Annotated in this window: 11 protein-coding genes and 1 pseudogene; 4 read left to right on the top strand and 8 right to left on the bottom strand. The window is 57.5% G+C overall.

Annotation, left to right across the window (positions count from 1 at the left end; genetic code table 11):
- Positions 1 to 129 precede the first annotated feature (129 nt).
- A complete protein-coding gene (locus GNZ21_RS05140; protein WP_157321972.1) occupies positions 130 to 894 on the top strand; it encodes a hypothetical protein in 765 nt (254 codons plus the stop codon).
- Entirely contained in the window at positions 891 to 4,673 is a 3,783-nt protein-coding gene (gene mobF / locus GNZ21_RS05135) for a MobF family relaxase (protein ID WP_157321970.1), read from the top strand. The genes GNZ21_RS05140 and mobF overlap by 4 nt, the downstream gene beginning before the upstream one ends.
- A 529-nt stretch (positions 4,674 to 5,202) precedes the next feature.
- Here mobF and GNZ21_RS05130 read toward each other — a convergent pair.
- A pseudogene (locus tag GNZ21_RS05130) lies at positions 5,203 to 6,079 on the bottom strand (IS5 family transposase); the annotation flags it as partial.
- Positions 6,080 to 6,525: 446 nt separating this feature from the next.
- Here GNZ21_RS05130 and GNZ21_RS05125 point away from each other — a divergent pair.
- Both GNZ21_RS05125 and GNZ21_RS05120 read left to right on the top strand, forming a co-directional pair.
- Positions 6,526 to 7,968: a class I adenylate-forming enzyme family protein gene (locus GNZ21_RS05125; RefSeq protein ID WP_188503563.1), complete on the top strand. Its 1,443-nt coding sequence runs from the start codon at positions 6,526 to 6,528 to the stop codon at positions 7,966 to 7,968.
- 301 nt (positions 7,969 to 8,269) lie between these two features.
- A complete protein-coding gene (locus tag GNZ21_RS05120) occupies positions 8,270 to 9,115 on the top strand; it encodes a bifunctional 5,10-methylenetetrahydrofolate dehydrogenase/5,10-methenyltetrahydrofolate cyclohydrolase (protein ID WP_157321966.1) in 846 nt (281 codons plus the stop codon).
- 285 nt (positions 9,116 to 9,400) lie between these two features.
- Here the strand turns inward: GNZ21_RS05120 and GNZ21_RS16290 are convergent, their stop codons facing one another.
- The 7 genes from GNZ21_RS16290 to GNZ21_RS05090 all read right to left on the bottom strand — a co-directional run bounded on the left by GNZ21_RS16290 (position 9,401) and on the right by GNZ21_RS05090 (position 25,729).
- The gene (locus tag GNZ21_RS16290) at positions 9,401 to 9,742 is read right to left on the bottom strand and encodes a 4'-phosphopantetheinyl transferase family protein (RefSeq protein ID WP_373868401.1); all 342 of its coding nucleotides are present in this window, start codon (positions 9,740 to 9,742) and stop codon (positions 9,401 to 9,403) included.
- Between the two features lie 555 nt (positions 9,743 to 10,297).
- Positions 10,298 to 11,242: an NAD-dependent epimerase/dehydratase family protein gene (locus GNZ21_RS16285; protein ID WP_373868400.1), complete on the bottom strand. Its 945-nt coding sequence runs from the start codon at positions 11,240 to 11,242 to the stop codon at positions 10,298 to 10,300.
- A 131-nt stretch (positions 11,243 to 11,373) separates the two neighbouring features.
- Positions 11,374 to 12,582, bottom strand: a complete 1,209-nt coding sequence (locus tag GNZ21_RS05110) for a condensation domain-containing protein (RefSeq protein WP_229659449.1) — start codon at positions 12,580 to 12,582, stop codon at positions 11,374 to 11,376.
- Between the two features lie 38 nt (positions 12,583 to 12,620).
- Positions 12,621 to 13,778 carry a cytochrome P450 gene (locus GNZ21_RS05105; protein WP_157321960.1) on the bottom strand — a complete coding sequence of 386 codons (1,158 nt, stop codon included), beginning with the start codon at positions 13,776 to 13,778 and terminating at the stop codon, positions 12,621 to 12,623.
- Positions 13,779 to 13,819: 41 nt separating this feature from the next.
- Entirely contained in the window at positions 13,820 to 14,512 is a 693-nt protein-coding gene (locus GNZ21_RS05100) for a thioesterase II family protein (RefSeq protein ID WP_268234823.1), read from the bottom strand.
- A gap of 11 nt (positions 14,513 to 14,523) precedes the next feature.
- Positions 14,524 to 20,778 (bottom strand): type I polyketide synthase, encoded by a 6,255-nt coding sequence (locus GNZ21_RS05095; protein WP_157321956.1) that lies wholly within the window; start codon positions 20,776 to 20,778, stop codon positions 14,524 to 14,526.
- Positions 20,684 to 25,729 (bottom strand): non-ribosomal peptide synthetase, encoded by a 5,046-nt coding sequence (locus tag GNZ21_RS05090; RefSeq protein ID WP_188503561.1) that lies wholly within the window; start codon positions 25,727 to 25,729, stop codon positions 20,684 to 20,686. Before GNZ21_RS05090 ends, GNZ21_RS05095 begins: the two co-directional genes overlap by 95 nt.
- Positions 25,730 to 25,789: the final 60 nt, after the last annotated feature.

Below are 25,789 nucleotides of genomic sequence, written 5' to 3'. Positions count from 1 at the left end.
GTCCGGCTACATCGCTCAACGCGCCGAATAAAACCTGCCCTCAATAACGCACGTCCACCGACATACTCCCTACCGGGTGTAGGGCTGTTGTGCCAGACGTGCTGAGGGCCGGTTGCATAAAGACCAGCTATGAGTTCCCCACCACGCCATTGTGCTGGCTGCCCCGAGTCCTTGCCTGATGATGCTGATCCGCGCCGGAAGTACTGTTCTGCTTCGTGCAGGAAGCGTGCTGAGGTTCGCCGCCGGCGGGCGCGGCTGCGCGGCTCCGAGACGACGGATCTCAGAGCAGAGCTGGTCGGTGCCTATCAGCGGCTCCAGCATCTGGAGACTCAGCTGGGCCAGGCACACGCCCGCGTGGAGGACCGGGAGGCCACGATCCGGGATCTGCGCACGCAGCTGGCTCGTCAGGAGCGGATGTGGGTGAAGTCCTCCCGGGCGCGTGCCCGGACAGTGCTTGAAGCTCGTGACCGGGTGGCGGCGGTCACCGCGGAGTTGGCCTCGGCCACCGAGGGAACGGTTGACCGGTCACACCTGACCCGGGCGGCAGAGAGGATCGTGGATCTCCAGCACCGGATGAATGAGCTGTCCGGTCAGTATGACCGGCTAGTGACCGAGCATCGGTCGCTGGCTGACCGGTACGAGGCCATGTCCACTGACTATCAGGCGCTGGTGGATATCGCCCGGACCCTGCACGGTGACCGCAAGAGGTACCAGACAGTCGTAGAGCAGTGGAACGTGCTGGCCGGGCGGCTGGCCCAGCAGCTGACCGGTCAGCGTGGGTCGAAGATTGACCGGACGATAGTGGCCACCTGGGCCAACTGGCGCAAGGAGCTGACCGAGGCCGGTGCCCGGCCTGACCGGTCAGGTGACCGGACGAAAGGCGGTGCCCGGTGACCGTTTCGATCTCGAAGATGACGATCAACTACTACCTCAGCCACGCCTCCCTGGCCGATGGTCAAGAGCATTCGCTGACCGATTACTACACCGAGGCCAAGGCCCCGCCCGGTGAGTGGTTCGGCACGGGATTGGCTGGGCTTTCCTCTGTGGGTGTGGGTGAGCAGGTCACCGAGGCTGCCGCCCGGGCGGTCTATGAGCGCCAGGCCGACCCTGGCACAGGAGAGAAACTGGGACGGCCGTTGATGAAGTCCCAGGCTGCACCGCAGGGGGCGAAGACCCCGATGGGAGCTGAGGCGAAGAAAGAGCGGGAGGGTGTGGCCGGGTTCGATCTGACGTTCTCCCCGCCTAAGAGTGTTTCAGCGCTGTGGGCGATGGGAGGACCGGATCTCCAGGACAGGCTCCACCAGGCGCACCGGCAAGCAGTGGCCGAAGTCCTCACCTGGGCTGAGCAGAATGTGATCCAGTCCCGGGCCGGTCACGGCGGTGTTGCCCACGTCGAGGTCGAGGGGATGGTGGCTTCCTTGTTCGATCACTGGGACTCCCGTGCCGGTGATCCCCAGCTGCACACCCATGCAGTGATCGCCAACAGGGTCCAGCGCTCATCAGATGGTCAGTGGGTGACCTTGGACTCCTACACGCTGCACCGGCATGTGGTCGCCCTCTCGGAGATGTATAACAGCGTGCTCTATGACCGGATCTACGAGCAGGCCGGTGCGGTAGCCGAGTCTCGCACTCCAGGGGCAGTGAATGACCTCACCGCGTTGGTCACCGATGCCGAGACCCCGGCAGGTGGCTCCTATGAGCCGGCGCACCGCACGGAGCTGGCCGGTGTCCCGGACAGGCTGATCGAGGAGTTCTCCCAGCGCTCTGCCACCATCGAGGCTCGCACTGATGAGCTGATCGCAGCCTACAAGGAGCAGACTGGGCAGTCCCCGTCGAATGCGCAGAAGCTGAAGCTGCGCCAGCAAGCCACGTTGGAGAGCAGGCCGGATAAGGACAGCATCGCCCACACCACGTTGCCGGAGAAGCTGGCGTCTTGGCGGGACCGTGCCCGGGCTGCTGGGTATCAGCCCGAGCAGGTGGTCAAAGATGCTGTAGGAGGCCAGGCCAGTGTGATCACCCCGGATATGCTCAACGACCAGGTGTTCACCGCCTTAGGATCGTGGGCTCTGGCTGATGCCTCCCAGCGGCGCACCACGTTCTCTGAGGCCAATGTGCGCGCCTCTGCTGAGCGGGTGCTGCGCCTGGTGCGGTGCTCCTCGTTCCAGCAGCGCCAGCAGATCGTGGACCAGGTGGTCCACCAGGCACTTCAGCAGGCAGTAGCACTGACCCCTGGGCGCAGTGTGGCCCCACAGGTGGCTGATCGCACTGTAGGTGTTGGTGGCCGCTCAGTGTTCGACCACCGGCGTACCGCAGGGGTCTACACCACCCAGGATGTACTGGACCAGGAGAGCTACCTCATCGACCGGGTAGAAGCTGAGGACGCCCCCAACTTGGGTGATGTTGAAGATCTTCAAGATCAACTCGCCCGGTGGCGGTCTGACTCTGGATATCCGCTCAGCGAGGACCAGTACCAGGCCGCACACCAGGTGCTTTCCTCCCAGGCGGGGATCTCTGCGATCATCGGGCCAGCCGGTACCGGCAAGACCACCACAATGAGTGCGATCACCGATGCCTGGCAACAGAAATACGGGCAGGGCTCCGTAGTCGGGCTGGCCCCCTCTGCCGTTGCCGCCGGGGTGCTCGGTGATGAGATCGGAGTGACCACGGAGAACACCGCGAAGTGGCTTCATGAATCAGTGGGCGAGGGTGCAGCCGCCCGGGCGCTGCGGGTCGAGAAAACCCAGCAGGAGCTGGCCAGCTTGGAGAAGAAGCTGGCTGCTGCTTCCCGGGCCTCAGCCCCGGGGCTGGCGTCTAAGTTCGAAGCCCTCCAAGCAAGGCTGGCCACCGATTTTGCTGACCAAGCGCGGTACCGGTTCCGGGCAGGCCAGCTGCTGATCCTCGATGAGGCCTCGATGGTCTCCACTGCCCAGCTGGCTGAACTCGCCCAGCAGGCTGAAGCTGCCGGGGCCAAAGTGCTCATGGTGGGTGACCCCGCCCAGCTCGAAGCCGTAGACGCCGGCGGTTTCCTCGGGCATATCGAGCGGAACATGGACCACGCTGCGCTCTCCCAGGTCTGGAGGTTCCGGCAGTTCAACGAACAGGACCAGGACTGGGAGCCGAACAAGTGGGAAGCAGAAGCCTCATTGCGGCTGCGCCGGGGTGATACCAGTGTGCTGGCAGAATACGACGACGCCGGGAGGCTCCACGGCGACCCAGACACCGATGCTGCTGATGCGGCCTACCAGGCGTGGAAGTCTGACCAGGACCAGGGCAAAGGGTCCATCCTGATTGCCTCAGATAACCAGGCGGTCGCTGATCTCAACGCCCGGGCTCATGCTGACCTGGTGGCCTCCGGCCAGGTCGATATCACCCGGACAGTGCAGCTGCGCAACACGGTGGAGGCTGGTATCGGTGATGTGCTGCTGGCACGGAAGAATAACCGCAACCTCCGGGACTCCTCAGGGGAGTTCATCGCCAACGGCACCCGGCTGAAGATCACCCAGATCAGAGACGACGGGGCCGCCGAGGCCACCGTGGAGTCCAACGGCGCAACAGTGGTCCTGGATGCTGACTATCTTCAGGCCAACGTGGAGCACGGCTACGCCTGTACCGCCCACCGCGCACAGGGCGTCACCGTTGATACCGCCCACGCTGTGGTGGCCCCGGGGCTGAACCGGGAACTGTTCTATGTGGCCATGACCCGTGGCAAAGAGGGCAACCACGCCTATGTGGACTTCACCGATGAGCACACCCACTCCCCGGATGCCTGGGAAATGCTCAGTGAGGAACCAGCCGGCCAGAGCCCAGCAGAGATCCTGGAGTCTGTGGTGGCCCGGGCCAGCGCGGAGAAGTCAGCCCACGAGGTCCAGGAGACCGAACTGGGGTGGGCTAACGACGTCGGCCGGCTATGCCATGAAGCTGCCTACCTCCAGTGGGCCTCCCGGCTGGAGAGGACCAAGACCTGGGCGGCGAAGAACCTCACTGCCTCCCAACGTGAGGCCGTCTACTCCGATCAGCGGTGGCAGCGCCTGGTGGCTGCCGACCCTGCCGCACACCACGTAGGGCAGATCCGACCAGAAGACGGGATAGAGGAGATCCTGGACCGGTGCCAGCGGCCCGAGGCCAGTGCCGGTGTCGGCCCCGGTGGGATGCTCCCACCGGTAGAGCCAGCCACCGGTGCCCAACCCCAGGTATGGGACAAGCTCCAAGTCGATGTTGCTGATCAGGTCAACGCACGGATCTCCACACTGCACCGGGATAAGCCAGAGTGGTTCACCCAGCTGCAGAACCAATTCTCTGACCCTGCCCAACGCACTCACGCTATCGAGGCCGTGGTGGTCTGGAGACACGTCTCCGGGCAAACAGACGAAGCCACAGCGCTCGGCCGCGAACCCGCAAAAAATGACTGTCTGCGGCCCTACTGGAACCGGCTGCAACTAGCACTGAACCCGCCCCCTGAGACCGCCGCGGAGATCGACGGCCACCAGCCAGAAGCCAAGAGGCTACAGGTGCAGGTGCCGGAGGAGCCATTCGAGCCCCAACACCATAAATACCGACCCCTGATGGAGGACTCCTGGCCGGTGCCCCACCAGGCAGACACACCGGATACCCCAACCATGCCGGACTATCCCCTACAGCCGGCCCCACCGGTCAAGGAACCCGACTGGGACTGACCGGACTTCAACTGAGATCTGGGCCGTCGTGGTTGAATCAGGTGGAAGTGGGGTCTGCTGCTTGGCACTGACTGGGCATCATCAAGACCGCAACTCCTGCGGTTTGCCATTCAGCGAGGGGCAGACACCTCATTTAGTCGACGTGCGGTTTAGCGAACCTGCGGATCTTTGAACTCTGCGCATTATACGGCATGTAGTCTTTCTCGACATCATGGTCGCGGGGCACCTGACCCATGAATGTGCCACGGATCGTTGCCCCTAGTTATAACCCCAACAACCTTCCGAGGTCCGGGCCCGATACGGAGGAACACGCTCAGCGGCCTGCACGGAGACGGGCACATGCCATGCGGGCCGACCAAACATTTCGGTCATCAGTGCCTGGTCTTGCCAGTCAGCGGTCGGTGAGGGCGTGAGCACCAATAGCTGCCACTGTACCTGGATCCCCGGTGCCAGTTCACCTCCATCAGGTTCGGGGAACGCCTGCTGAGATCGGAATGACACCCTCGATCGGAACTGTGGCCGAAAACTGCTACTCCCTTGCAGAAACCGTCAACGACTTGGGAGTGTCTGATAAATGCTTGGTCCAGGCGATGAGACCGTGGAGTAGGGCCGCGGCGCGGAATGTGGTGGCGAGTTTGTCGTAGCCGGTGGCGATGCCTCGCCATTGCTTGAGATGGCAGAACCCGCGTTCGACGATATTGCGGCCCTCAAAGCTCTGGGCATCGAACTTCGGCGGTCTGCCGCCGCTGGTGCCACGGTTGGCCCGGTGACGTTTCTAATCCTCAGGCTCAGCGATGGTCGCGATGATCGCCCGCCGGCGCAAGTATTTCCGGATAGACCGGGAGGAGCAGACCTTATCCCCTATGAGCTCATTGGGTAGGGTGCGTTCGTCCAGGCCCGATGCGCGGCACCCGGATCTTCTCCACCAGCGGGATGAGCACCGGGGCATCGTTTGCCTGTCCCGGTGAGACGATCCTGGAAAGCGGCAGCCCGTGACCCTCGACGAGCTGGTGAACCTTCGAGGTCCGCCCGCCACGAGAGCGCCCCACGGCGTGGTCAGGGGGCTCGATCCCAGGATTCGTGTAATTCGACGAAGCCCCCTGTGTGGCGGGTGATGTTGGTGGCACGCTGATGAGCACGAGCAGCCGTGGAGTCCACTGAGACTGTCCAGTCGATGGGCCCTTCAGCATCAGCCCGGGCTTGCAGCTTCGCGAGGATCTGCTCCCAGGTGCCTCGGCTACCAGTCGGCGATGCCAAGTCCACACCGTCTGCCAAGGGCCGAAGACCTCAACCAGGTCCCGCCAGGCGATGCCGGACCGGTATCGATGGATGATTCCCTCGACCACGGTACGGGCATCAGTGAACGGGCGGCCCTTCCGGTCGGTGAGCTTGGGGAGCTGATCCGCGGGCTAGCGGGCACGATCGTGGGCCCGAAAAACGGTAGAGGGCACGGAACTGACTACCCTATGCTGAGCACACCGGGTAAACACCCCGAACCTACTTGCCTGCCTCGAGAACCGGCGTAGGCCAAACGGCGATTTGCTGTTCTATAATAATACGACCAGACTTACCCTGATTCAGGAACCCTTTATGAGTCCTCCATCAAACTTATAGTTCATCGTTCTGCCTGGGCGCCCCGAATCGGCTAAAACGGAGAGGAACACCTTGTACTTTATGGACGAATAAACCACTTCTGACGACACCGGGAAGATTTTGTCTGGGAGGGCTGTGTCATGATTAAATATTATGGCTCTAAAGATATGTAAATCAGGCAAGGGCGCGGGATACTAAACCGGGAAGTAGTCATCCAACTCCGATGCACCAAGCCATGCCGATTCAGAGAGGGCACACAATGCAGGGAACATCCGTCAACATTATTGCACAACTGGCTAAGTCGGCCGATTATCGCTCAAACGATATTGCGATAATTGATGACTCAGGGGTCGAGTTAACCTATGGAGAATGGTGGCGCCGAGCGGTTGAACTGGCAGCAGTTTTACCACAAATACCTGCCGGGGAACGCATCCTTCTGGCCTTTCATAACGCCGAGTTTCTCGATTTTGCTACAGCCTACATGGCGGTGATGGCTACTGGGGCCGTTGCAACACCTGTTGCCCTTCCACAGCCACGACATGAGATTAACAGAATCATCGACATCGTTGGTCCGCGCTATCTTTTGTCGACGAAATCAGTCGACTCCAATGTTGAATACCACATTATTACTGAGCTTCTGGCCAACGGCGTCAAGTCAGAGTGGCCGAGAAAGGCACTTGTATCGCATGAGTCTGGTAGTCCGGCGCAGATCCTATTTTCGTCAGGTACAACCGGGACCCCATCTGCCATCATCGTTCCGCATGGCAACTTGGGCTGGTCGGTTAAGCAGAACTTTGACGCGCGCGAAGGCACCTTGCTCCATACCCTACCCCTAGGAACATCTGCGTTTCAGAATCAACTCGTGCGAACCATCACCCACGATTATCCAGTTCGTGTCTTGAGTGGGTTCGACCCAGCTAGGTTGAATGCGGTCATCTCAACTTCGCCGGACGTGACGTCCTTAGTATTCCCGCCAGCCATGGTGGCTCAATTAGGTCGATCGTGGACAAGCGCTGATGTCCATCCACAGATCGTCGCAGTCGGAATGACTGGTTCGTTCCCGACGCCCGACACTCACTCCATATTGCAGCATGCCTTTCCCAACGCCAAGATATTTACGAGCTACGGTTCCACTGAAGCGTCCCCTGCGGGAACCTCGGGTCAATATGACCCCCGGCGCCCCCGAAATGTTGGCCGGCCCAGAGAGGGCACGTCGTTGCGAATCACGGACGAGGCTGGCCGCGTGGTGCAAAATGGCCGGGTCGGGAGAATTTGGCTCTCAGCCCATAACGCTCCCACACGTACATACCTCGACCCCAATCTTAACGTTGCTAGTTTCGATCAATCATGGGTACGGACCAGCGATTTTGGATACCTTGCAGAAGACGGTTCTCTAGAGCTCGTCGGACGCGCCTCTAACATAATTGCGGTTGGGGGACGGAAGGTATCGGTCGAAGAAGTGGAATACCAACTTTTAAAGCACCCACGGGTTTTCGATGTCTTAGTGGAGGGTCGCAACCATACAACATTGGGCCAGGAAGTCTGCGCTAAAGTGGTGGCCAGCGACCTTACTGCGGCCGAATTGCGTGAGTTTGCTCGTCACCGACTGTCGCCCTACAAGGTTCCGTCTCGCATCGACTTTGTTACGCACCTAGAGCGGAACAGCATGGGAAAAATACTACGTCGGACACCCTTACTGTGAACAGGGCTTTAAGCATGCGCTTACTACCCGAGACTCAGGTAGGTGTTAACTTCCGGTTTTTCACAGGTTGCCGACTCGTGTCGACACCCGCTCGATAGTGCTACTGTCCTGGAACACCGGCAAGGCAGGTATCGTGTTGTGGCAGGGGCAAGAGAATGAGCCAGTGTCCGCCGATTTCTCTAGAAGTCGCCAAAGTAGCGGTACTATAGTCCACTAGCCAGTTCCACTGGGGGCCTTGCGTCGCACGCACCTGCAGATCTAAAGTTCCTGCGAGGGTGCTCGCTCAATTGTTAGGGAGTCAATGTCTGCAACCATAATCGACGGTCAGCGAGTTGCCGCAGATTTGCTGCGCAAGACCGGGACACTCGCGGCCGATTACGAGAGGGCTTACGGTCGTAAGCCCTCGCTCGCGACAGTACTGGTAGGTGATGATCCTGCATCGCATACTTACGTACGAATGAAGGCGAATCGTGCGCGGTCGCTAGGTCTCGCTTCTCAGGCGCACTATCTGCGAGCCGACAGCTCAACTGAGGACGTCTCCGAATTGGTCAGATCTTTGTCTGACGATGATGCGGTGGACGGTATTCTGGTACAGCACCCGATGCCACCGCAGGTTGACGAACGTCGGGTTTTTGATTCGATCTCCCCCGCAAAGGACGTCGATGGCGTCACCTCGGCCTCTTTCGCAGCGATGGCGCTAGGTGAGTCAGGATTTTCATCATGTACGCCGGGCGGCATCATTCGGTTGTTGGACTCATATAAAATTGATCCCACAGGAAAACATGCTGTAGTTGTCGGTCGAAGCCCAATTCTAGGTAAACCGGTTGGCATGTTATTGCTCACTAGGAACGCAACCGTGACATTCTGTCACTCGAAGACACGAGACCTCGATCAGATCGTTCGCGAGGCAGATATCGTGGTGGCTGCAGTTGGTCGCCCCGAACTCGTGCAGGGTGATTGGATCAAGCCAGGATCAACCGTTATTGATGCCGGCTACAACGCTGGTAACGTTGGTGACGTAGAGTATCCGACAGCCGCACAGAGGGCAGGATTCATAACACCTGTACCTGGCGGCGTCGGGCCAATGACGATCGCAGTCCTGCTCTCACAAACCGTTGAGGCGGCTCTGCGGCTCCGAGGAGAGTGAGTGGCCACAAGCAGCCTCTAGGTCGATGGACATTGCCTGCCGGGGCTGGACACGTGCATTGGAATTTGCGCCCGGTGTTCCGTTCGTGGAAAGCGCTGCTGAGCAGGGATGAATTCAACCTCTTGTAGCCACCGTGGTTGGCGTATTCTCCTCTAATCGAGGTCCCGGAACAACTGGTGGTCGGCGCGATCCCTCCCCGGGAGGCCAGGTGACCTACGGTCCTGAAGTACTTGCTGATGACTTCGGTGAGGACTACCGATCCGCCTCTAATATCCTCGCCAGACGTCACTGTAACTCAACCACCACCTCCTGTCCGGTCTCTGCTGCTATGGCTACTGCGGCAGAGTATCCTGTAGGAACTTCGATATCGGCGAACACCCATCCCACTGGGTGCGCAGCCAAGCCCTCCGCCCCGACATAGTCCAGGTGTAATTCCCTTGCGAGCCCGGTACCAAGTCCCTTGAGGTATGCCTCCTTGCGCACCCAAAGCTGCGTGAAGGCAGCGCATTCCAGTGGTCTGTCAACACGTCTGAACTCGCGCTGCTCGCAAGGATGAAGCAACGGCGTCAAATTTCGCATGGTTGTCCTCCCTACAGTCCGTTCCACGTCCACTCCCACTGGCCTCATAGCGACTGCGACCAACGCAAGTCCGCCTGCATAAGACAGCGAAAAATTAAACGCCAATGGGCCGTTAAGGACTACCGGGCGCCCGTGTGGACCGCCACAGAGAGGGCAAGCGGCCCGACCAAGTTTCACCTCCGCAGGGGCTTTATCAAGCACTTGTCCAAGGATACGACGCAATACAGCATGTGCTGATATATACCTGCTTGCGTCACTTAAAAAATGGAAGGCACCAGCCCGGACCTGCTCAGCAGGATCCAGAATCTCGAAGTCAGTGGCGACAGACCCCCCAACGTCCAGAGCTGCCTGAAACACCGAGACCAAAGCTGCCCTAGTCACAGCGCTACATCCACCAAACGACAATAGTCAAGTACATATCCCCACGGGCTGTCAGAGGCAGAATATGGATCTCGAAGCATTCAACCCTGACCCTAGCAAATCCAAATCTATTCAAGAGACCCCTGTAGTCGCGACGTGCCTCTGCTTCACTACCAACGACCAGAAGCACACGGGCAAGTGCAGCCACACGTCGCCTGGAATGCACTCGAACGCGACTCCGCATCACTCGGACCATCCCGCGCCAGAACCCGCACACCGACGTAGTACGTCCACTTCGTAACTCTTAGAGAGCCACCCGCGCTCATCTAGCTCCCCAACAGCACCTGAGCTCTGCATCCAGGCCCATGTAGCTTTTGCAGTCTCATAGTTCCCAACAGCCGCACTGGCAAATACTCGGTCTGTCGGCACCGCGTACGCGTCGAAGGGCGATTTTCCTTCTGGAATCCACAATGGAACTTGCGTCCAAGGACGTATCCCACATCTCAGCGCGAGGGGATCAGGAATCCAGGTTACAGGCAGGTGCCGTCCAACTGTCGCCGAAGCTGCAGATATCAGATCCCCCATAGTTACAACTTTCTCCGCCAGCGACGTTAAGGAATATGTACCTGAGCGCCGCTCCACAACAACATTTAGAATCGACTCTGCAACGTCACGAACATCTACGTACCGGATCGGCCTACCTGGCCGACCTGGCACTAGCACATCTTCCTGCGTCGCCAGGCGATCAAGCCAGTAAGGGAGTCGGCCAGGATATTCGTGCGGACCTAGCACTAGACCCAAACGGACAATTAGCGCAGTCCCGCCGAGGCGTAACACTTGCAGTTCGCATGCCCGTTTTCGGGCAGCATAATCTCCTGCGCTTGGAAAACCCGCAACGATGCTCGACACGTAGCAGTAAGTTCCAGCGCGTCTCCCCAGGACTGAGACGCTACGGCTTACGGCTTCTGCTGATCCCGACCAAGTATCAAGGATCAAATCCCAATCTTCCCCGGCCACGGCATCTAAACTACCGGTCCGATTACGATCCCCTTTCCACCACTGAATCACTGGAAATCGAGGAGCAACTGCGTCGCTGTTCAGAACAGTCGCACGCCACCCCCTTGAAGCCACTGCGGCACCAAGCGCACGGCCCACAAATCGCCCACCACCAAGAATCAACACCTTCATATTGGAATCCAATTCCCGTCTATATAACTAGATCATTCCAAACAAACAATACTTTCAGGTCCCAAAACATTGGCGCGAAACGCATTTATTTACATACTCATGCAGAGTTGAGTAGTCACGATTCTAAGATATTAGGAGTCCACCTCTGCACACAGCTGATCAGCAAGTTTCATAACAACACGTCGATTTAGTGCAGTGGCGTTATATTCAAGATGTACAATACCTTCCAATAAATCATCCACGATGAACGCCGGAATGATCTGCCCCCCGAATACGCGCCTATGAAGACCATTAGAGACGAGCATCCGTGAGCTCGGAGTCAGATCCAGCACGCAGGTTCTCAACTTGGGAAGCAAGTCTGGCCACTCGAGTGCACCCGAGAAAACCGGCCCCCTCGCCCAAAAGTCCCAGATCTCTTGTGGATACGTTACACCAAGGCTTGGCTGGATCTCTGTCCACGAAGGAACACGATTGACCCACTGGATCCGAGCTTCACCTGGCGCAGTAGCATCCGAAAGGAATACACCCACCGACAGGTCTGAAAAGTACCCCAGGCAATCCTCTGCAGGCCTAAGGTCTAATCGGCTGGTCGCAAACGCTGTGACCAGACTAGACCGGTGGAATACACTGGCTGCGGCGATCATGTATGCGGATAGTAACGCTACGAAGGGCCCTGTTCCGCTACTTATGGCGCGAGCTCTAATCTTCCCCATCTTTTCCCGCCCAATCGAAACGGTATAACGGCGAACGTCAATCTCAGAGACTTCGATTCCACCATCCCGCCGTTCGTGTCTCGCACGGCTGATTCCCGGGGATTCCGTGAGGGACTGCACCGATCCTGCCTGGCGCAACATCCGCTCCTGCTCAGCTCGATTAACAAATATCTCATACTGCGCCGGTTCTTTATCACACCCATAACTAGCGTACTCACGCGCCAGTAGATCCAAAAACGTGCGCATAGAAATCCCATCCCATATTAGATGGCAGAATGACAGGGATACTATGTACTCTTCAAGATCAATTCGGATCACTTTCACTCGCCAGAGTGGCGCTCGCGTAAGGTCAAAACGACGCCACTCTTCTTCTGCCAAGACCGAAGTTGGGTCATCACAATCATCTTCAAAAGTGAAACCGTTCACCTCCTCTACCCGCCGTATCCGCATCGACAAGCGACCGGTCTGATCGAGTTCGGCTCGCAATACGGAGTGCCGCCGGACAAGAACAGAGACCGCCGCCTCGAAACGCTCTACATTGAGTTGCCCACGTATAGAGAGAGCTAGAAATGGGTTTCTGAATCTCAGTCCTGGATCCGCGGACTTAAATTGAATGTTTGACAGCATATACTCTTGTTGCGGCGCCATTGGCCACCGGACCTCACTCATCGCAAGCGCAGTGGCAGCTCGTGCACGCCATAGATGAGGACGTTTGTCCTATAGTTCAGTTCATCCCCATCCGCAGCAAGAGAGACGTCTGGAAACTCCTGACTGAGATACCGAAATGCTTCTTTCATTTCAAGTCGTGCCAGGGCCGCTCCTAGACAGAGGTGCGGTCCGTAGCCGAATGCCAGATGCGAACCTCTGGGTCGGGAAATGTCCAGCACGTTCGGCCGGTCGAACACGCGTTCATCGCGATTCGCTACCGTTAGCAACACCATCACTCCATCGCCCTCCTTGATCCGCACGCCAGCAATCTCCAAGTCTTGAGTAGCGACTCGGGATAGTGTCTGTGCAACGGTCAAAAAACGCAACAATTCGTCCACAGCACGACCGACTCTCGAAGGCTCCGCAGAAAGAAGTTGCCACTGCTGCCTCTGCCTGAGAAGTGAATAGAGGCCGATTCCGATCGCATTAACGGTGGTGACGTGGCCCGCGACGAGTAACAGCCTACACAAATCCGCGAGTGTTTCGCCGCTGATTCCATACTCCTTGCTTGAGCGTGCCAATCGCCCAACCATCGAGTCTGACGGTTGGGCGAGCTCACGCGCGACGATGCCGCGCATGTAATCACCCAGCTCCTCAACTGCGGCGTCCACCTCAGCGTCAGATGCAGTTGCGCTAAGTGTACGTGCACCCATCTCCTGGAGGGCGATATGATCGCCGTCCGGTACGGCTAGTAGACGACAGATCACTGTCGAAGGGAGCGGAAGCGCGAATGCGGACATAAATTCCACCTCTTCGCTCTGAGCCATCTTACCCCCCAGATCTCTCACGATCTCCGCGATTTCCGGCTCCAGGTCGGCGACGGCCCTACCCCGGAACTCGTTCGCCAAGAACTTCCTGAGGTGCGTATGTTGAGGGGGATCATTGCGGATGAGGGCGCTCGGCGAGCGCCGGACCGGAAAGCCGGGTCGTGTAGCGTCGGAACTGAATCGCGTATCCTCGAGAACCTGCCTTGCCTCGGCATACCGGGTTACGAGCCACACCTGACGCCCGTCCGCCAATTCTGCTCGCGCGATCGGCCCCTCTTGGGCCATTGAATAGTAGTCCCTTGGTGGATGCAGTGGATGCTCCCGCTTGCCAGGGTACTTGTGAATCATTATATCAAACCTTATCTAAGTGAATCAAAAGCATAGAGGACCTACCTATCCAGACTTTGTGCCCATTCGAGAATTTCGCCAGCGACTTGGCTGCCTGACTCTTCCAGAAGAAAGTGTCCGCCGGAAACCCTCCTGGTGACGCATTGCCCCGTGGTGCAAGATCCCCACGCGAGCAGGTCCCAGTATGATACAGATCGATCATCTGTCCCCCCGACTGCAAGACACGGAACATCAACCAATTCGAGAGGACGCTGTCCGTAGCTCTCGAACGCAGTGATGTCGGCGCGGAGGATGGGCAATAAATGTTCGCGCACCACAGGATCTGTGGCCATCGTCGAGAAGTCCCCGGGGTACCGCGCGCACAGCTCGCCCACGAACTCAGACTCAGGCAGATGCGAAAAGTGGCCTTGCATCGAAATTCTTCCCGGGGGGACCGAAGAGATTGCAACAATTCCTTCCGCTGCCTTCCCAAAGGACTTGCCGACCTTCACAAACTCCAACGCTACAAGTGCCCCGAGGCTCATTCCCAGCACTAGATACCCGGCCCGTAGCCTACCCCCGATCCGCCGCCAACTGTCGAAGGCTAGTTCGGGCACTGACTCCAGGAGCGTCTCCTCACTTCGAAGTAGATGACCTGGATAGTCCACATACACAAGTTCCATGGGCTCCTCTAACCAAACAGCCAAGTCGCGAAGTGAACTTGAACTCCCGCCCGCAAAGGGAAAGATAATCAACTGCCGCTTTGTCAACTGTCCTGCTCCGATTTAGAACCCGACCCACTTGGTCGCGGCGACAATTGGACTGCCATGTCCCTTAGGGAATCGCCACCGAGCAGCGCAGATGGCGGCAGACGTACTCCAAACTCACGATTTATTCGGCTCACAACCTGAGTCGCATAAAGTGAATCTCCTCCGAGAGCCATAAATGAATCACTCCGGGACACCGAATCGAGTCGTAACACCGCCGCCCAAATTTCACCGAGCCGTTCCTCGGTTTCTCCCTCAAGATCCGATTCCCGCAGGGAGTTACTGCCTTGCGAATCTGGAATCTGGTCCAGCACGTGGGTTGCGACGACTAATTCATCACTTTCCTGGTCCATTGGACGGAGCGTTGCCATCACACGCGGTTCCTTGAGCCGGATGGATCGCTTAAACAGTGACACACCGAGTTCATCGCTGATGCCTGCAGAATGAACCACGTAGCCGTTGCCCGTCCACACCCGTTCTGCGCTGTCCTCGCGTACAACAATCACTTTGCCGATGTGCTTTGCTTGAGCAAGGTGCGTATACGCGTCGGAGACAGCAGATGTCGGAAACGCATGAGCGGGGAGCGGTTGCACCTCACCCTTCCGTAGTAAGCGCATCACGCTATCGAGCGACTCTTCATATTCAGGACTGTGTTGATCTGGATAATAGGCCACGAACGAGACTCCATGACTAAACAGGGCCATCGACATGGGTCGTTCTGCGAGAATGTCGCGGCGACCCATCTCAACCAGACGACCACCCTGCTTTAGGGTACGCATGCTCGCCTCGATAAATTCTCCACCTAGGGAATTCAGAACTATGTCCACACCTCCTAGCTCTCGCACCTGCTGCTCGAATTCCGTAGAACGGGAGTCGAATACGGCAGTAACCCCAAGTTCCCGGGCATATTCTCGCTTCGCCAGAGTGCTGGCTGTGCCGATAATCGTCAGCCCTAGGTGTCGCGCTATTTGTACGGCCGCTAAGCCCACGCCTCCCGTTACGGCATGAATGAGAACAGATTGGCCTCGCTTGGCGTTCGCACGCAGAACCAGACACTCAAAGGCAGTTGTGAACGCAACGGGAACCGTTGCAGCTTCTGCGAAACTCAGCCCGCGAGGAATACGACGCACAAGACGCTCCGAAAGTGCCACATAGTCGTCGAGGCAGGCCTCTCCTATGCCCAGTACCGCGTCTCCGACGCCAAATGCCTGAACATCAGAACCGACTTCTACTACGATGCCAGAGCACTCGAGACCAAAACTATGGTCCCGGGTGTCATCCATGAGCCCGGAGGCTAAGAGGACCTCCTTGAAGTTCAAGCCAGTCGCTCGGACCTTGACGATGACGTCCGTCGGTCCACACTGCGGTCGAGGAGCCGGTTCCAGCACCATAGAACTTAAGTCGGCCGCCTCCTGCAGATGTAGTGATCGATTCTCGATTGCTGCGTTACCCGCGCCAAACATCTGGCCAGAGTCGATCCTCCTCAAGTGATAGCCCCTAACACTCACAAGAAGATCGCCGGCCGGACTCCAGCAGTCCACATCGAGAGTGACTGAGCGGTCAGAACGTTCTACGACTCGCGTATGGCTGATCAGCTCCGATGAGAGGCTGCCCCACACGTCGATGCGCTCATAGGACTGCGGCACGTACCTCTCGCCCAACTTGCTCAAACTTGCGCCAAGCGCGTTATCTAGCAGAGCCGGATGCATAGGGTGCTGGTGGAGATCGTCTGCGTAGAGTCCAGGTAGAACTGAGCGCGCCACCGTTTCGCCGTTGGGCAGTTCGCGTATGCCAACAAGGCAGTCCCATCGAGGCCCAAGCTGTATTAGGGATTCGTCGAGGTGCTCCAGCTCCAGCTGTTCCGACTCGAACCAAGACATTGGACGTTTGCTAGGAGAGGACTCGGATCCGCCCGGAGCTCTAGTAATAAGTGCTGTGACGGTTGGCAATAGGCGACTTCCAAACTCTCCGCACCGAGCGGTGGCCCTCCAGCCAGAGTCCTCTGGCGCGAGAGCTACTTCAACCGTCAAACCAGAGTCATCCGCGCAATCTGCGGGTCTCAGAATATCAAGCGCCTGGATCTGAATAACCTCAGTACCTGTCAGCTCTCTTACGGCACGATGCAGAATTTCGATGATCGCCGTGCCTGACAGCAAGCTTCGACCGTCAACCCGATGCTCGTGCAATACCCAATCGCCTGCATGAATCTGCTGACTCCAGACATCGAACGAATTGGTCGTCTCTACTCGAGAGCTAGAGGATTCCAACCGCTGTCGAAAGGACCGATTTGTCTCGTTTACGGCCATCCCAGATTCGGTCCAGGCATCAAACGCGATACTAACTACGTCACGGCCGCTCCTGGCCATCTTCTCGGCAAAGGCGTCGAGGTACGCGTTCGCCGAACTATAGTCAGCGTGACCGACCCCTCCCACAACAGACGACATTGATGAGCACAGCGCCACCCAGCGGGTCTGATCGTCGATGACCTCCTCATCAAGTACCCTCGCGCCATCGATCTTTGGGGACATCACGTGTCGAACACCACCCTCGTCAAGCGCTGCGATCAATCGACCCCCCGCAACGCCAGCCGCATGAGCCACTCCGTCGAACGGCCCATACTCCCTGTACAAGTCCTTCATACGATCGGAATCACGAACATCCACGTCTGCAATCTCTACGGTTAGTCCGAGCTCACGGAGCTGCGCGACTTTATCGTCTAAGACCCTGTCGTCTCTCGCCCCCGCACGAGAAACTGGTCGACGAGTCAAGACCATGCGAACATCCTCTATGGATGACGCACTCTTCGCAAGAGCTAGACCGATACCGCCAGTACCGCCTGTTATCAGGTAAGTGCTCCCGCTGCGCCACGGATCGGGACCGAGGGCCGCTGGAACGCTCTTGTACACCCGGCGATACCGGAAACCATCGAAGTAAGCGATCTCCGCGCCTGCGACAAACGAGGCCACCTCGTCCTCAATAAGCGAGGCTGAGATCTCCTTTGCACGAACGAGCGATGTTTCCAACCCCGGATACTCTTGCGGCAGAACACGATAGGGACCCACGACTAACTCACCTGCTGGAGCATCGGCTGCCTCTGGCGTCGGATTCAGCACAAGGAGCCGATTAGTCTTGTCTGGTCTCACAGCCGAGATCATTGGTCCTACCCGCAATAGTGGCCAAAAATCTCGCTCGAGTGCCACGTCGACCGCATCCGGTCCGACCGGCGCCTGGCCGATGAATACGAACGCATCAGCAGTGGCAACCGCATCTCGATTGGCATCAAACCAGTTCTCCACTGCTTCCCCAGACGTCAGGTCAGCTAGGTCCGCTACGGTAATGTCGGCATTCAGTTTGCTGGACCACGACAGTTCAGTACCGGCAGAAAATACAACCAGGCTGTCAACTACGTCGCTATCGATTGTCCTCGGCGTCAATGCCCACCTCGGCGCCCAAACGAGCGACTCTTCCACTAAGTGGGGAAGATGATCTCGTCCACCAACCTCTTTTGTCCACTTGATCTTTCGATCGTGCTGCCGCCCGGGAAGACTTATCGACCTCGACCGGGTGCCCGAAAAGTGACGGCCCCAATCGATTGCTCCCCCGAGCTCCCAAACCGAGCCAACGACTTCAGCGATGCTCTCTGGTTCCCGATCACCATTTCGCCAAGGTGACAGGCCGGGCAGATTGATGCCACCGTCCAACTGTCGGAACAGTTCGACAAGTGCTCTGCCAGGACCCACTTCCAAGATGACAGCCCTACCGTGCTCCAGAACCGCCTCAGCGGCCTCCATAAATCGGACAGGTTGCCGCAGATGGTCGATCCAGTAACTGTGCTCGGCGAAGGCTGTGGAACTCTCGAAATTACCGAGTTTCGTCGACGCCAACGGAATAACGGGGGTGCCAAACTTAACTCTGCGGACAGCGTCACCGAACTCGTCTCGAATAGTATCCATGAGACGCGAGTGCGCAGCCAACGATGCACCGAGCACACGATTCATCACGTTTGATTCGTTAAGCATTTCTTCCATCGATGCGATTGCCTCGACCGAGCCAGAGACGACACACTGCCCAGGAGCATTGACAGCCGCTAAGTCGACGGTGTCCGGCATGATCGACGCCAACTCCTCAGGCGTGAGCCCAACCGCCAACATGGCGCCAGGCGGGGCGACATGCTCCATCAGGCGACCTCGCTCAGACACTAGCAAAAGTGCATCCTCGAGGCTCAGTACTCCCGACAACGCTGCAGCACTGTATTCTCCAGCACTATGCCCTATCATAATCGACGGCGTTAACCCAGCCTCGATAAGCGCACGACCAAGACTATACTCGAAGACAAACAATGCTTCTTGCGCACGCTGTGCCCGATGAATACGTGATGACGCCAACGCCAAATTCGCATCGCTAGGGAACATTACATCCCTAATGTCGAATTCCGTGATCCCCGCCAGCACCTCCGCACACTCATCGATGGCCGCCGCGAAACTCGGTTCGCGGAGATAGAGTCCGTTCGCGGCCCGAGCGTACTGACTTCCCTGACCAGGGAACGCCATAACCAAAGGAAGCTCGGGAGACTCGGGTTCAACTCCCATGATTCCAGGCGCTCGCAACCCTTCCACCAGTTCCTGCGTGTCAACTGCCGCAAGAGTAGATCGGATCTTCTCAGGTGTACGCCCCAGGGCAAGTGTACGTGCAACATCAAGGACAGCTACATCAGAGTTCACGGTGAGGTGGTCCGCGAGAGCCTGCTTTGCCACTCGTAGTTGCGATTGGGTTTGGGCCGAAACTACGATCGGAACTGGAACATCAGGCAGCGGCCGGGTGATCTCAGGGGCGGCAGGCGCCTGCTCAAGCACTACATGGACGTTTGTCCCACCTACGCCGAACGCACTCACCCCTGCTCGGCGAAGTCCCATCCAAGGCTCGTTTTCCTTTGGCACATAGAACGGCCCGTCGTTCCAAGCGATCCGACTACTTGGCACTTCGAAATTCACGCACTTTGGAATCATGGCCTTGTCAACGACCATCGCAGCCCGGATTAGCCCGATTATTCCTGCTGCTGGCCCAAGGTGACCGATCTGAGGCTTAGCAGTCCCAAGCGCACACGTGCGGCCGCCGCCAGGGAGTGAGAATGCTGCATTCAAGGCATCGATCTCAATCGGATCCCCAAGTGGCGTACCAGTGCCGTGCGCCTCCACGTATCCGATGCTCGCCGGCTCACATCCCGAGTCAAGAAGCGCCCGCTCAATGACCGCAGCTTGGCCTGAAACACTCGGAGCAGTGAAGGACATCTTGTCATTGCCATCATTGTTACTAGCGCTAGCCCGGATTACGGCTACAATACGATCACCATCTCGTACCGCTGCCCTGAGGGACTTCAGGAGCACCACCCCCGCCCCGTTTCCGAAAACGGACCCATCGGCTCGCTCGTCGAAAGCTCGCAATCTTCCCGACTCTGAACAGATAGACCCCTCTTCATAGTGATAGCCGCTTACCTGCGGGGTGTGGATGTTCACGGCACCAGCCAGAGCCGCCTCACATTCACCATGAGTAATGCTTTGGCAGGCGACATGAACTGCCATTAGCCCGGTAGAGCAGGCAGTCTGAACGTTCATGCTCGGGGCAGTAAGCCCAAGTCGATATGAGACCCGCGTCGCGAGAAAATCCCCGTAGTTCCCGATATCTGACTGCAGACCATGAACCGAGCCATCGAGCCAGTCGCTGTCTGTAAAGTTCCGTTCGACATACCGCAGATATGCGTGCCTACCACCTCCCGCGAATACGCCGATCCGCCGTTGCAGGCTCTCTGGCGTGACCCCAGCATCTTCCATCGCCGACCAACACAACTCGAGAAACACTCGGTGCTGCGGATCCATCGCCGCAGCCTCGCTTGGTGGTATGCCGAAGAAATCGGAATCTAGTCCAGCAGGCGAATCGACCAAACTAGTGACCGCCCGGAATGAAGGCTGCTGAACCAGATCCTCCGATACACCTGCAAGGTCAAGGTCTACTGGAGCTAGATGGGTCAATAACTCACTGCCAGCCAGCACATCCCGCCAGTAACCTTCGGGATCGTTTGATCCTGGCAATCGACATGCCATCCCTACGATCGCGACAGCACCGTCAACGGAACCGCTCTGCGAACCTCTTGATGAAATTCTATTAGACATATGATCCACCCCTGATTTTTTCCTGCGATCTGACAAACTCAGCAAATAGTGAAATACTTGGATATTGTAGTAGGTGACGAATTTCAAAAGATGTATTTAGCTCAGTTTTTAATCGCATATATAGGTCAAGAAGAAGAATTGATGACCCGCCAACATCGAAGAACGTATCTTTTGTCGAGATAGATTGATGGCCCAGCACATCAGCCCAGGCATCAAGAATCTTCTGTTCCAGTTGGGTAAGCCCTACTGCCGAACGACGGCGAATTCGGCGGCCGGCTAGCGCTGAATCATCGGCCTTACCTCGCCGATCTGTCGGCAGGCCATCAACGATTTCAATCCGGGTCGGCACCGCATACGTCGGAAGCACCTGGTTCAGTACGGCCCGCAGTGAGTGCCGCTCCAGTCTTTGACCACGCCGTAGCTGAATGAGAGCCTCCAAGGCAACACTATGAGCCCCTCGCCGCCCCCGCACAAGACAATCTGCAACCTCCGGAAGGGCACGGATTGCACCTTCGACCTCAAAAATGTCTACTCGGTATCCATGGACTTTTAGCTGGGAGTCGATACGACCTTGATATTCGAGACCTCCATCACTGAACCGAACAAGGTCCCCAGTTTGATAATATCGTCGGCCATTCCTGCGACCGAACTCCGCAACTCGAGCAGGTTTGCCATTCTTGTCCGTGTAACCAAGAGCCACGGCTGACCCCGAAACAGCGAGCTCGACTGCATCCGCCGGACCCTTCATATTAGGATTGCCGTGAAGCACTACGTTCGGTATCGGAAGTCCAATGCCAGGCGAGTCGGGCCACCTAATGGGATCAGCTCCAAGGTCGGCTTCTGTAACGACATGAGTTTCGGTTGGCCCGTACTGGTTAATAAGTCTGAAACCCGCGGCTGTTCCAAACCTTCGGAGTGTGTCGTCTACAATTAATCGCTCCCCAGCTGCAATTACGGTCCGCATTGCTGGAGCCACATCGTCATCCCGCCAGGCTCGTGCGAGCTGGCGTAAAATCAGGGGAGGGACGAACAGCGTGTCAATTTTCTCATCTCGCAGGAATGTGAGCGTCCGCATAGGATCGATTTTGACTTCGCTTTTAATAACCACAAGTGTATTGCCGCCCGACAAGCAGCTCAGCATCTCCTGAATCGACACGTCGAATCCGACGGCGGCGAAGAGACCCACTCGCCGGGGGCCATCTGCAAGTCGGCGAACCTGCCAATCCACGAGATTAGCAACACTCTCAAATGGCATCGCGACAGATCGCGGCGTACCCGTGGTTCCCGACGTGAAGAGCAGGTAAGCTTCATCCTCAGGGTCCACTTGTGTCGGAAGTTGCAGCTGCTTGAATCGTGAACCGTCGCTAGCGCCGGGACCGGATGATATTTCGATGTCGCATTTCGTAATACGAGCGAACGCGACCGGCCCAGCTGCTGCACTCATATCGGATCGCCGCCGTTCCGGCAAGCTCGGGTCAACCGGAACAACACTGGCACCCAACGCCAAGGTCGCTATCGTTGCGATTACCAGCCTGGCACTCCGCTGGCCCTCAATTATGACTCGGCTGCCCTTCGCCACGCCCTTCTCTTCGAGGCTCCGAGCTACGCTACTCACCTCAAGCCAGAGACGTTCGTACGTGTAGTGACTGTCGCCGTCTACAACCGCGACAGTGTCAGGTTGATCGGTCGCATGGCGTACTATTGAACCCAGCAATCTGTTGCAGTCGATAGGGCGTAGTGGTCCGGCGAGTTCTAGTGTCCCCTCCGCAAGCAACGAGTCATCCTTGGTGATTTCAATCACACCATTAGGTGAGTCGAGTTCTCCCGAAGCCAATGAACGCAACATCGAACGCAGGATATTGGCATACTTGTGAGATAGACGCACCTCCGTGCCAAACTGGGCTACGATTACGAGTTCCCCAGAGCCATCCGCTAGCCGATTGAGCGTCGACAGAACTGGAAACTCCGTGCGCTCCTCGTACCATCCCTCTGCCACCATCGCTTTTAGAGCCCCAGTCGGCTCGCTGGAATAGAAGTCGGTGTAATTGAAGGCAACGTCGATCAATCGGCGGCCTGCGGCGGTTTGAATATCTGCCAGAGGATACCGCCGATGTGAGGAAAAAGACACCTCGTCTTGGAACGTCTGCTGAATCGCTTGCCTCCAGGACAAGCCACGCAACCGCATTCGAACAGGAAGCGTGTTTAGGAACAGCCCCAGAACGCCTGTCGCGCCTTCCATCTCAGGCCGACCGCCCGTCACGAGCCCAGTCACGGGCGGTGTACTTTCGCCCCACGACGCTTCGAGTGCCGCGCCGTGAAGTGTCACGAACACCGATCGGACAGAGACCGCCAGCCGCTCGGCGATGCTATCCAACGCTACACAGATGTCACGGTCAAGCTGCACACGCACTGTGTCAACAGGACGCCCCGTGCGCACCGAGTGATCTAGTGCATCTGGACCAATTGCACTGACTCGCTCACGCCAGAAGTGCCGATCGCCCTCGTCATTCTGCGATTGCTGAATGAGCTGCACATACTTCTCATGTACTACTCTGTCTCTTCCACTGGGCAATGGGAGGGAACCTCCGGCCCATAAAGTCAACAGTTCGGCCACGAATGTAGCCGCGCTCCATCCGTCGAGAACCGCGTGATGAACTGACAAGGACAGCACGCAGTCCTCCCTGAACTTGTGGAGTGCGACCCGCAGCAAACCAGGTACATCAAGCGAGAAACCGCGCTGCCGCTCCCCTGTCGCCCAAGTTCGAACGAGATTCCTCGCATCTTCGGTAAAGTCGGAGTCTGAATGATCAAATACTCTCAGCTCGATTTGCGCCGTCTCCGCTTCACAAAACTCCAAGACTCCTTCGTTGGTTGCGAGAAAATAGCCACGAAGTGAAAGATGCCGCTGAACCACCGCATCGAGGGCCGGTTGCAGTGGGCCATCAGGAGCATCCTTAATCCTGTAGTGGAGCACATCATGGTATGTTGACCCACTCCCCAGTAAGTTGTGATAGATCATCCCGCGCTGCAACGGAGTTGCTGGAAGTTGCACAGTCAGGTGACCAGCTATACCATCACGCAACGTCCTATCCCTTGGAGGCTGCTGATTGTCAGAAACGACACCCGTACCATCCGCGATCGCCCATACCGTCTGAAGTTGATATATCTCTGCGAGTGTTACCTGAATGCCTAAATCGCGAAGGGAAGTTACGAGTCGGATCGCCGATATGGAGTCGCCGCCCAACCTGAAAAAGTTCGCGCTACGGTCCGGGCAATCGACTGCTAGAACCTCCCCCATCGCAGAAGCAATCGTGCGCTCCGTCTCGTTCTCCCACTCGGCGGCGTGTTCCGATTCTCCTCCGGAGTTCTCAACCTCAACTCCGCCTGATAAAAGTCCATTAGTATCGAGTTTGCCATTGGTCGTGGTCGGAAATTGGTCGACCACGACCACTACCCCCGGAACCATGTACTTGGGTAGGGCTTCTCTCACCACAGCGGCTACGGATTCTTTCGACACGTCTGCGCCGCCTACTTCGACCCCTAAACATAGGCGCGACGAGACTCCCTGGGGATCTGCCCAAGCACGCGCGGCCTTTACGCCGTCAATTCGCAACGCTGCCGCTTCAATATCGCCCGCCTCAACGCGGTGCCCACGGATTTTCAGCTGGCGGTCACGTCGACCTAGGAATTCCAGGCTACCGTCCGAGAGCCTCCGAGCGAAGTCTCCCGACTTGTACAACCGACCCCGGGCATGGGGGCTAATTGTGTCCTCAATGTAGCGCTTGTCCAACATCTGGCGATCCGGACCGACATAGCCGAGTGCGACCCTGCAGCCACCTATCAGCATTTCACCAGCGACACCGTCCGGCACCAGCCGACCGTGATCGTCTACGACGTAGATCGGTGTGTCGCTGAGCCCGTAGCCGATTCGGTTACGTCGTTCGCCCCGCGAATGCTTCATCCGATATATCGTGCTGTGGACTGTTGCCTCGGTTATGCCATACATGTTCAGCAACACCGGCATTCTATCCGTTCCGGACCAGTGGTCGAACCAGCTATCGATAGACGGAACGCTAACCGGCTCAGCACACAGGATGATACGGCGCAAGCCAAAGACCACGGATGGCATCCGTTGCGCAGATTCTCTGAATCCTTCGAACGCAGTAGGTGAAATAGTCAAAGAGGACACTGAATGCCGGTCCATCAACGCTACAAGTTGGTCCGGATCACGACGCTCTGACTCGGACGCCACCACCAGAGTGTCGCCAAAACATAGACTGCCAAATATCTCCCAAACAGAGGCGTCAAAGGCAAAACTGTGAATTGATACCCAGGTCTCGAGTCCATTCCTCTGCAACGCTTCCTCGGTTGAGAGTAGCAACGAGGAGATACTGGGCCGGGAAATTGCGACGCCCTTCGGTGCACCGGTAGACCCCGATGTAAAGAGGACATAAGCCGCTCTTGATTCTGGACCTGCCGGGGCTGCATACGAGTCACCGTCAAGGTTCTGGTTGAGCAAGATATCTATTCCACCAGCGCATGATGACAGAAATGCCCTCGGTCGTACCTGATCATATATCTGAGCTTGCCGCGTAGCGGGCGATTCAGAGTCAACGGGTACGTAGCAGGCCCCAAGCTTAAGGGCTGCGAGCATTGCAATTATAGAGTGCAAGTTGCGCGTCACTGAGACCGTAACGACATCGCCTGCTTGCACACCTAGAGCAGCCAGGCGACCGCAAGTCTCGTCGACTCGCTTCATAAGTTCGCGATACGAAACGCACGAAGATTCGTCCACTAACGCCACCCGATCTGGGCGGGCATTACAGGATTCGATGATCATCGCCCAGGGATCTTCAAGCTCCGATGATACCTTTCTCGAATCACGGGCAACGATCCTGCTCCGCTCCGACTCTGACAAAATGTCTAAATCTTTGACTCGCGTCAGTTCCTGATTGCCGGCGGCCATCGCTGCAAGTACCACTTGCTCGAGCAGAGATTCTGCCGTCAATACGTTGAAAGAACTCGCGTCATAATCCATCTTCAGAGTCTCTTCGCATAAGATGAATCTCGCCTGCGCGAAGGTGGAGAAGTGTTGTCC

The organism is Nesterenkonia alkaliphila (genome assembly GCF_009758175.1).
GTDB lineage: Bacteria > Actinomycetota > Actinomycetes > Actinomycetales > Micrococcaceae > Nesterenkonia > Nesterenkonia alkaliphila.
Note: the sequence above shows the minus strand (reverse complement) of the source record. Positions and strands in the feature narration are given on the sequence as shown.

What these genes read in the sequence shown, in the direction of transcription:
- GNZ21_RS05140 (WP_157321972.1), top strand. Translation starts at nt 130, where the DNA reads ATGAGTTCCCCACCACGCCATTGTGCTGGCTGCCCCGAGTCCTTGCCT.
- GNZ21_RS05125 (WP_188503563.1), top strand. Translation starts at nt 6,526, where the DNA reads ATGCAGGGAACATCCGTCAACATTATTGCACAACTGGCTAAGTCGGCC.
- GNZ21_RS05120 (WP_157321966.1), top strand. Translation starts at nt 8,270, where the DNA reads ATGTCTGCAACCATAATCGACGGTCAGCGAGTTGCCGCAGATTTGCTG.
- GNZ21_RS16290 (WP_373868401.1), bottom strand. Translation starts at nt 9,742, where the DNA reads ATGAGGCCAGTGGGAGTGGACGTGGAACGGACTGTAGGGAGGACAACC.
- GNZ21_RS16285 (WP_373868400.1), bottom strand. Translation starts at nt 11,242, where the DNA reads ATGAAGGTGTTGATTCTTGGTGGTGGGCGATTTGTGGGCCGTGCGCTT.
- GNZ21_RS05110 (WP_229659449.1), bottom strand. Translation starts at nt 12,582, where the DNA reads ATGCTGTCAAACATTCAATTTAAGTCCGCGGATCCAGGACTGAGATTC.
- GNZ21_RS05105 (WP_157321960.1), bottom strand. Translation starts at nt 13,778, where the DNA reads ATGATTCACAAGTACCCTGGCAAGCGGGAGCATCCACTGCATCCACCA.
- GNZ21_RS05090 (WP_188503561.1), bottom strand. Translation starts at nt 25,729, where the DNA reads ATGGATTATGACGCGAGTTCTTTCAACGTATTGACGGCAGAATCTCTG.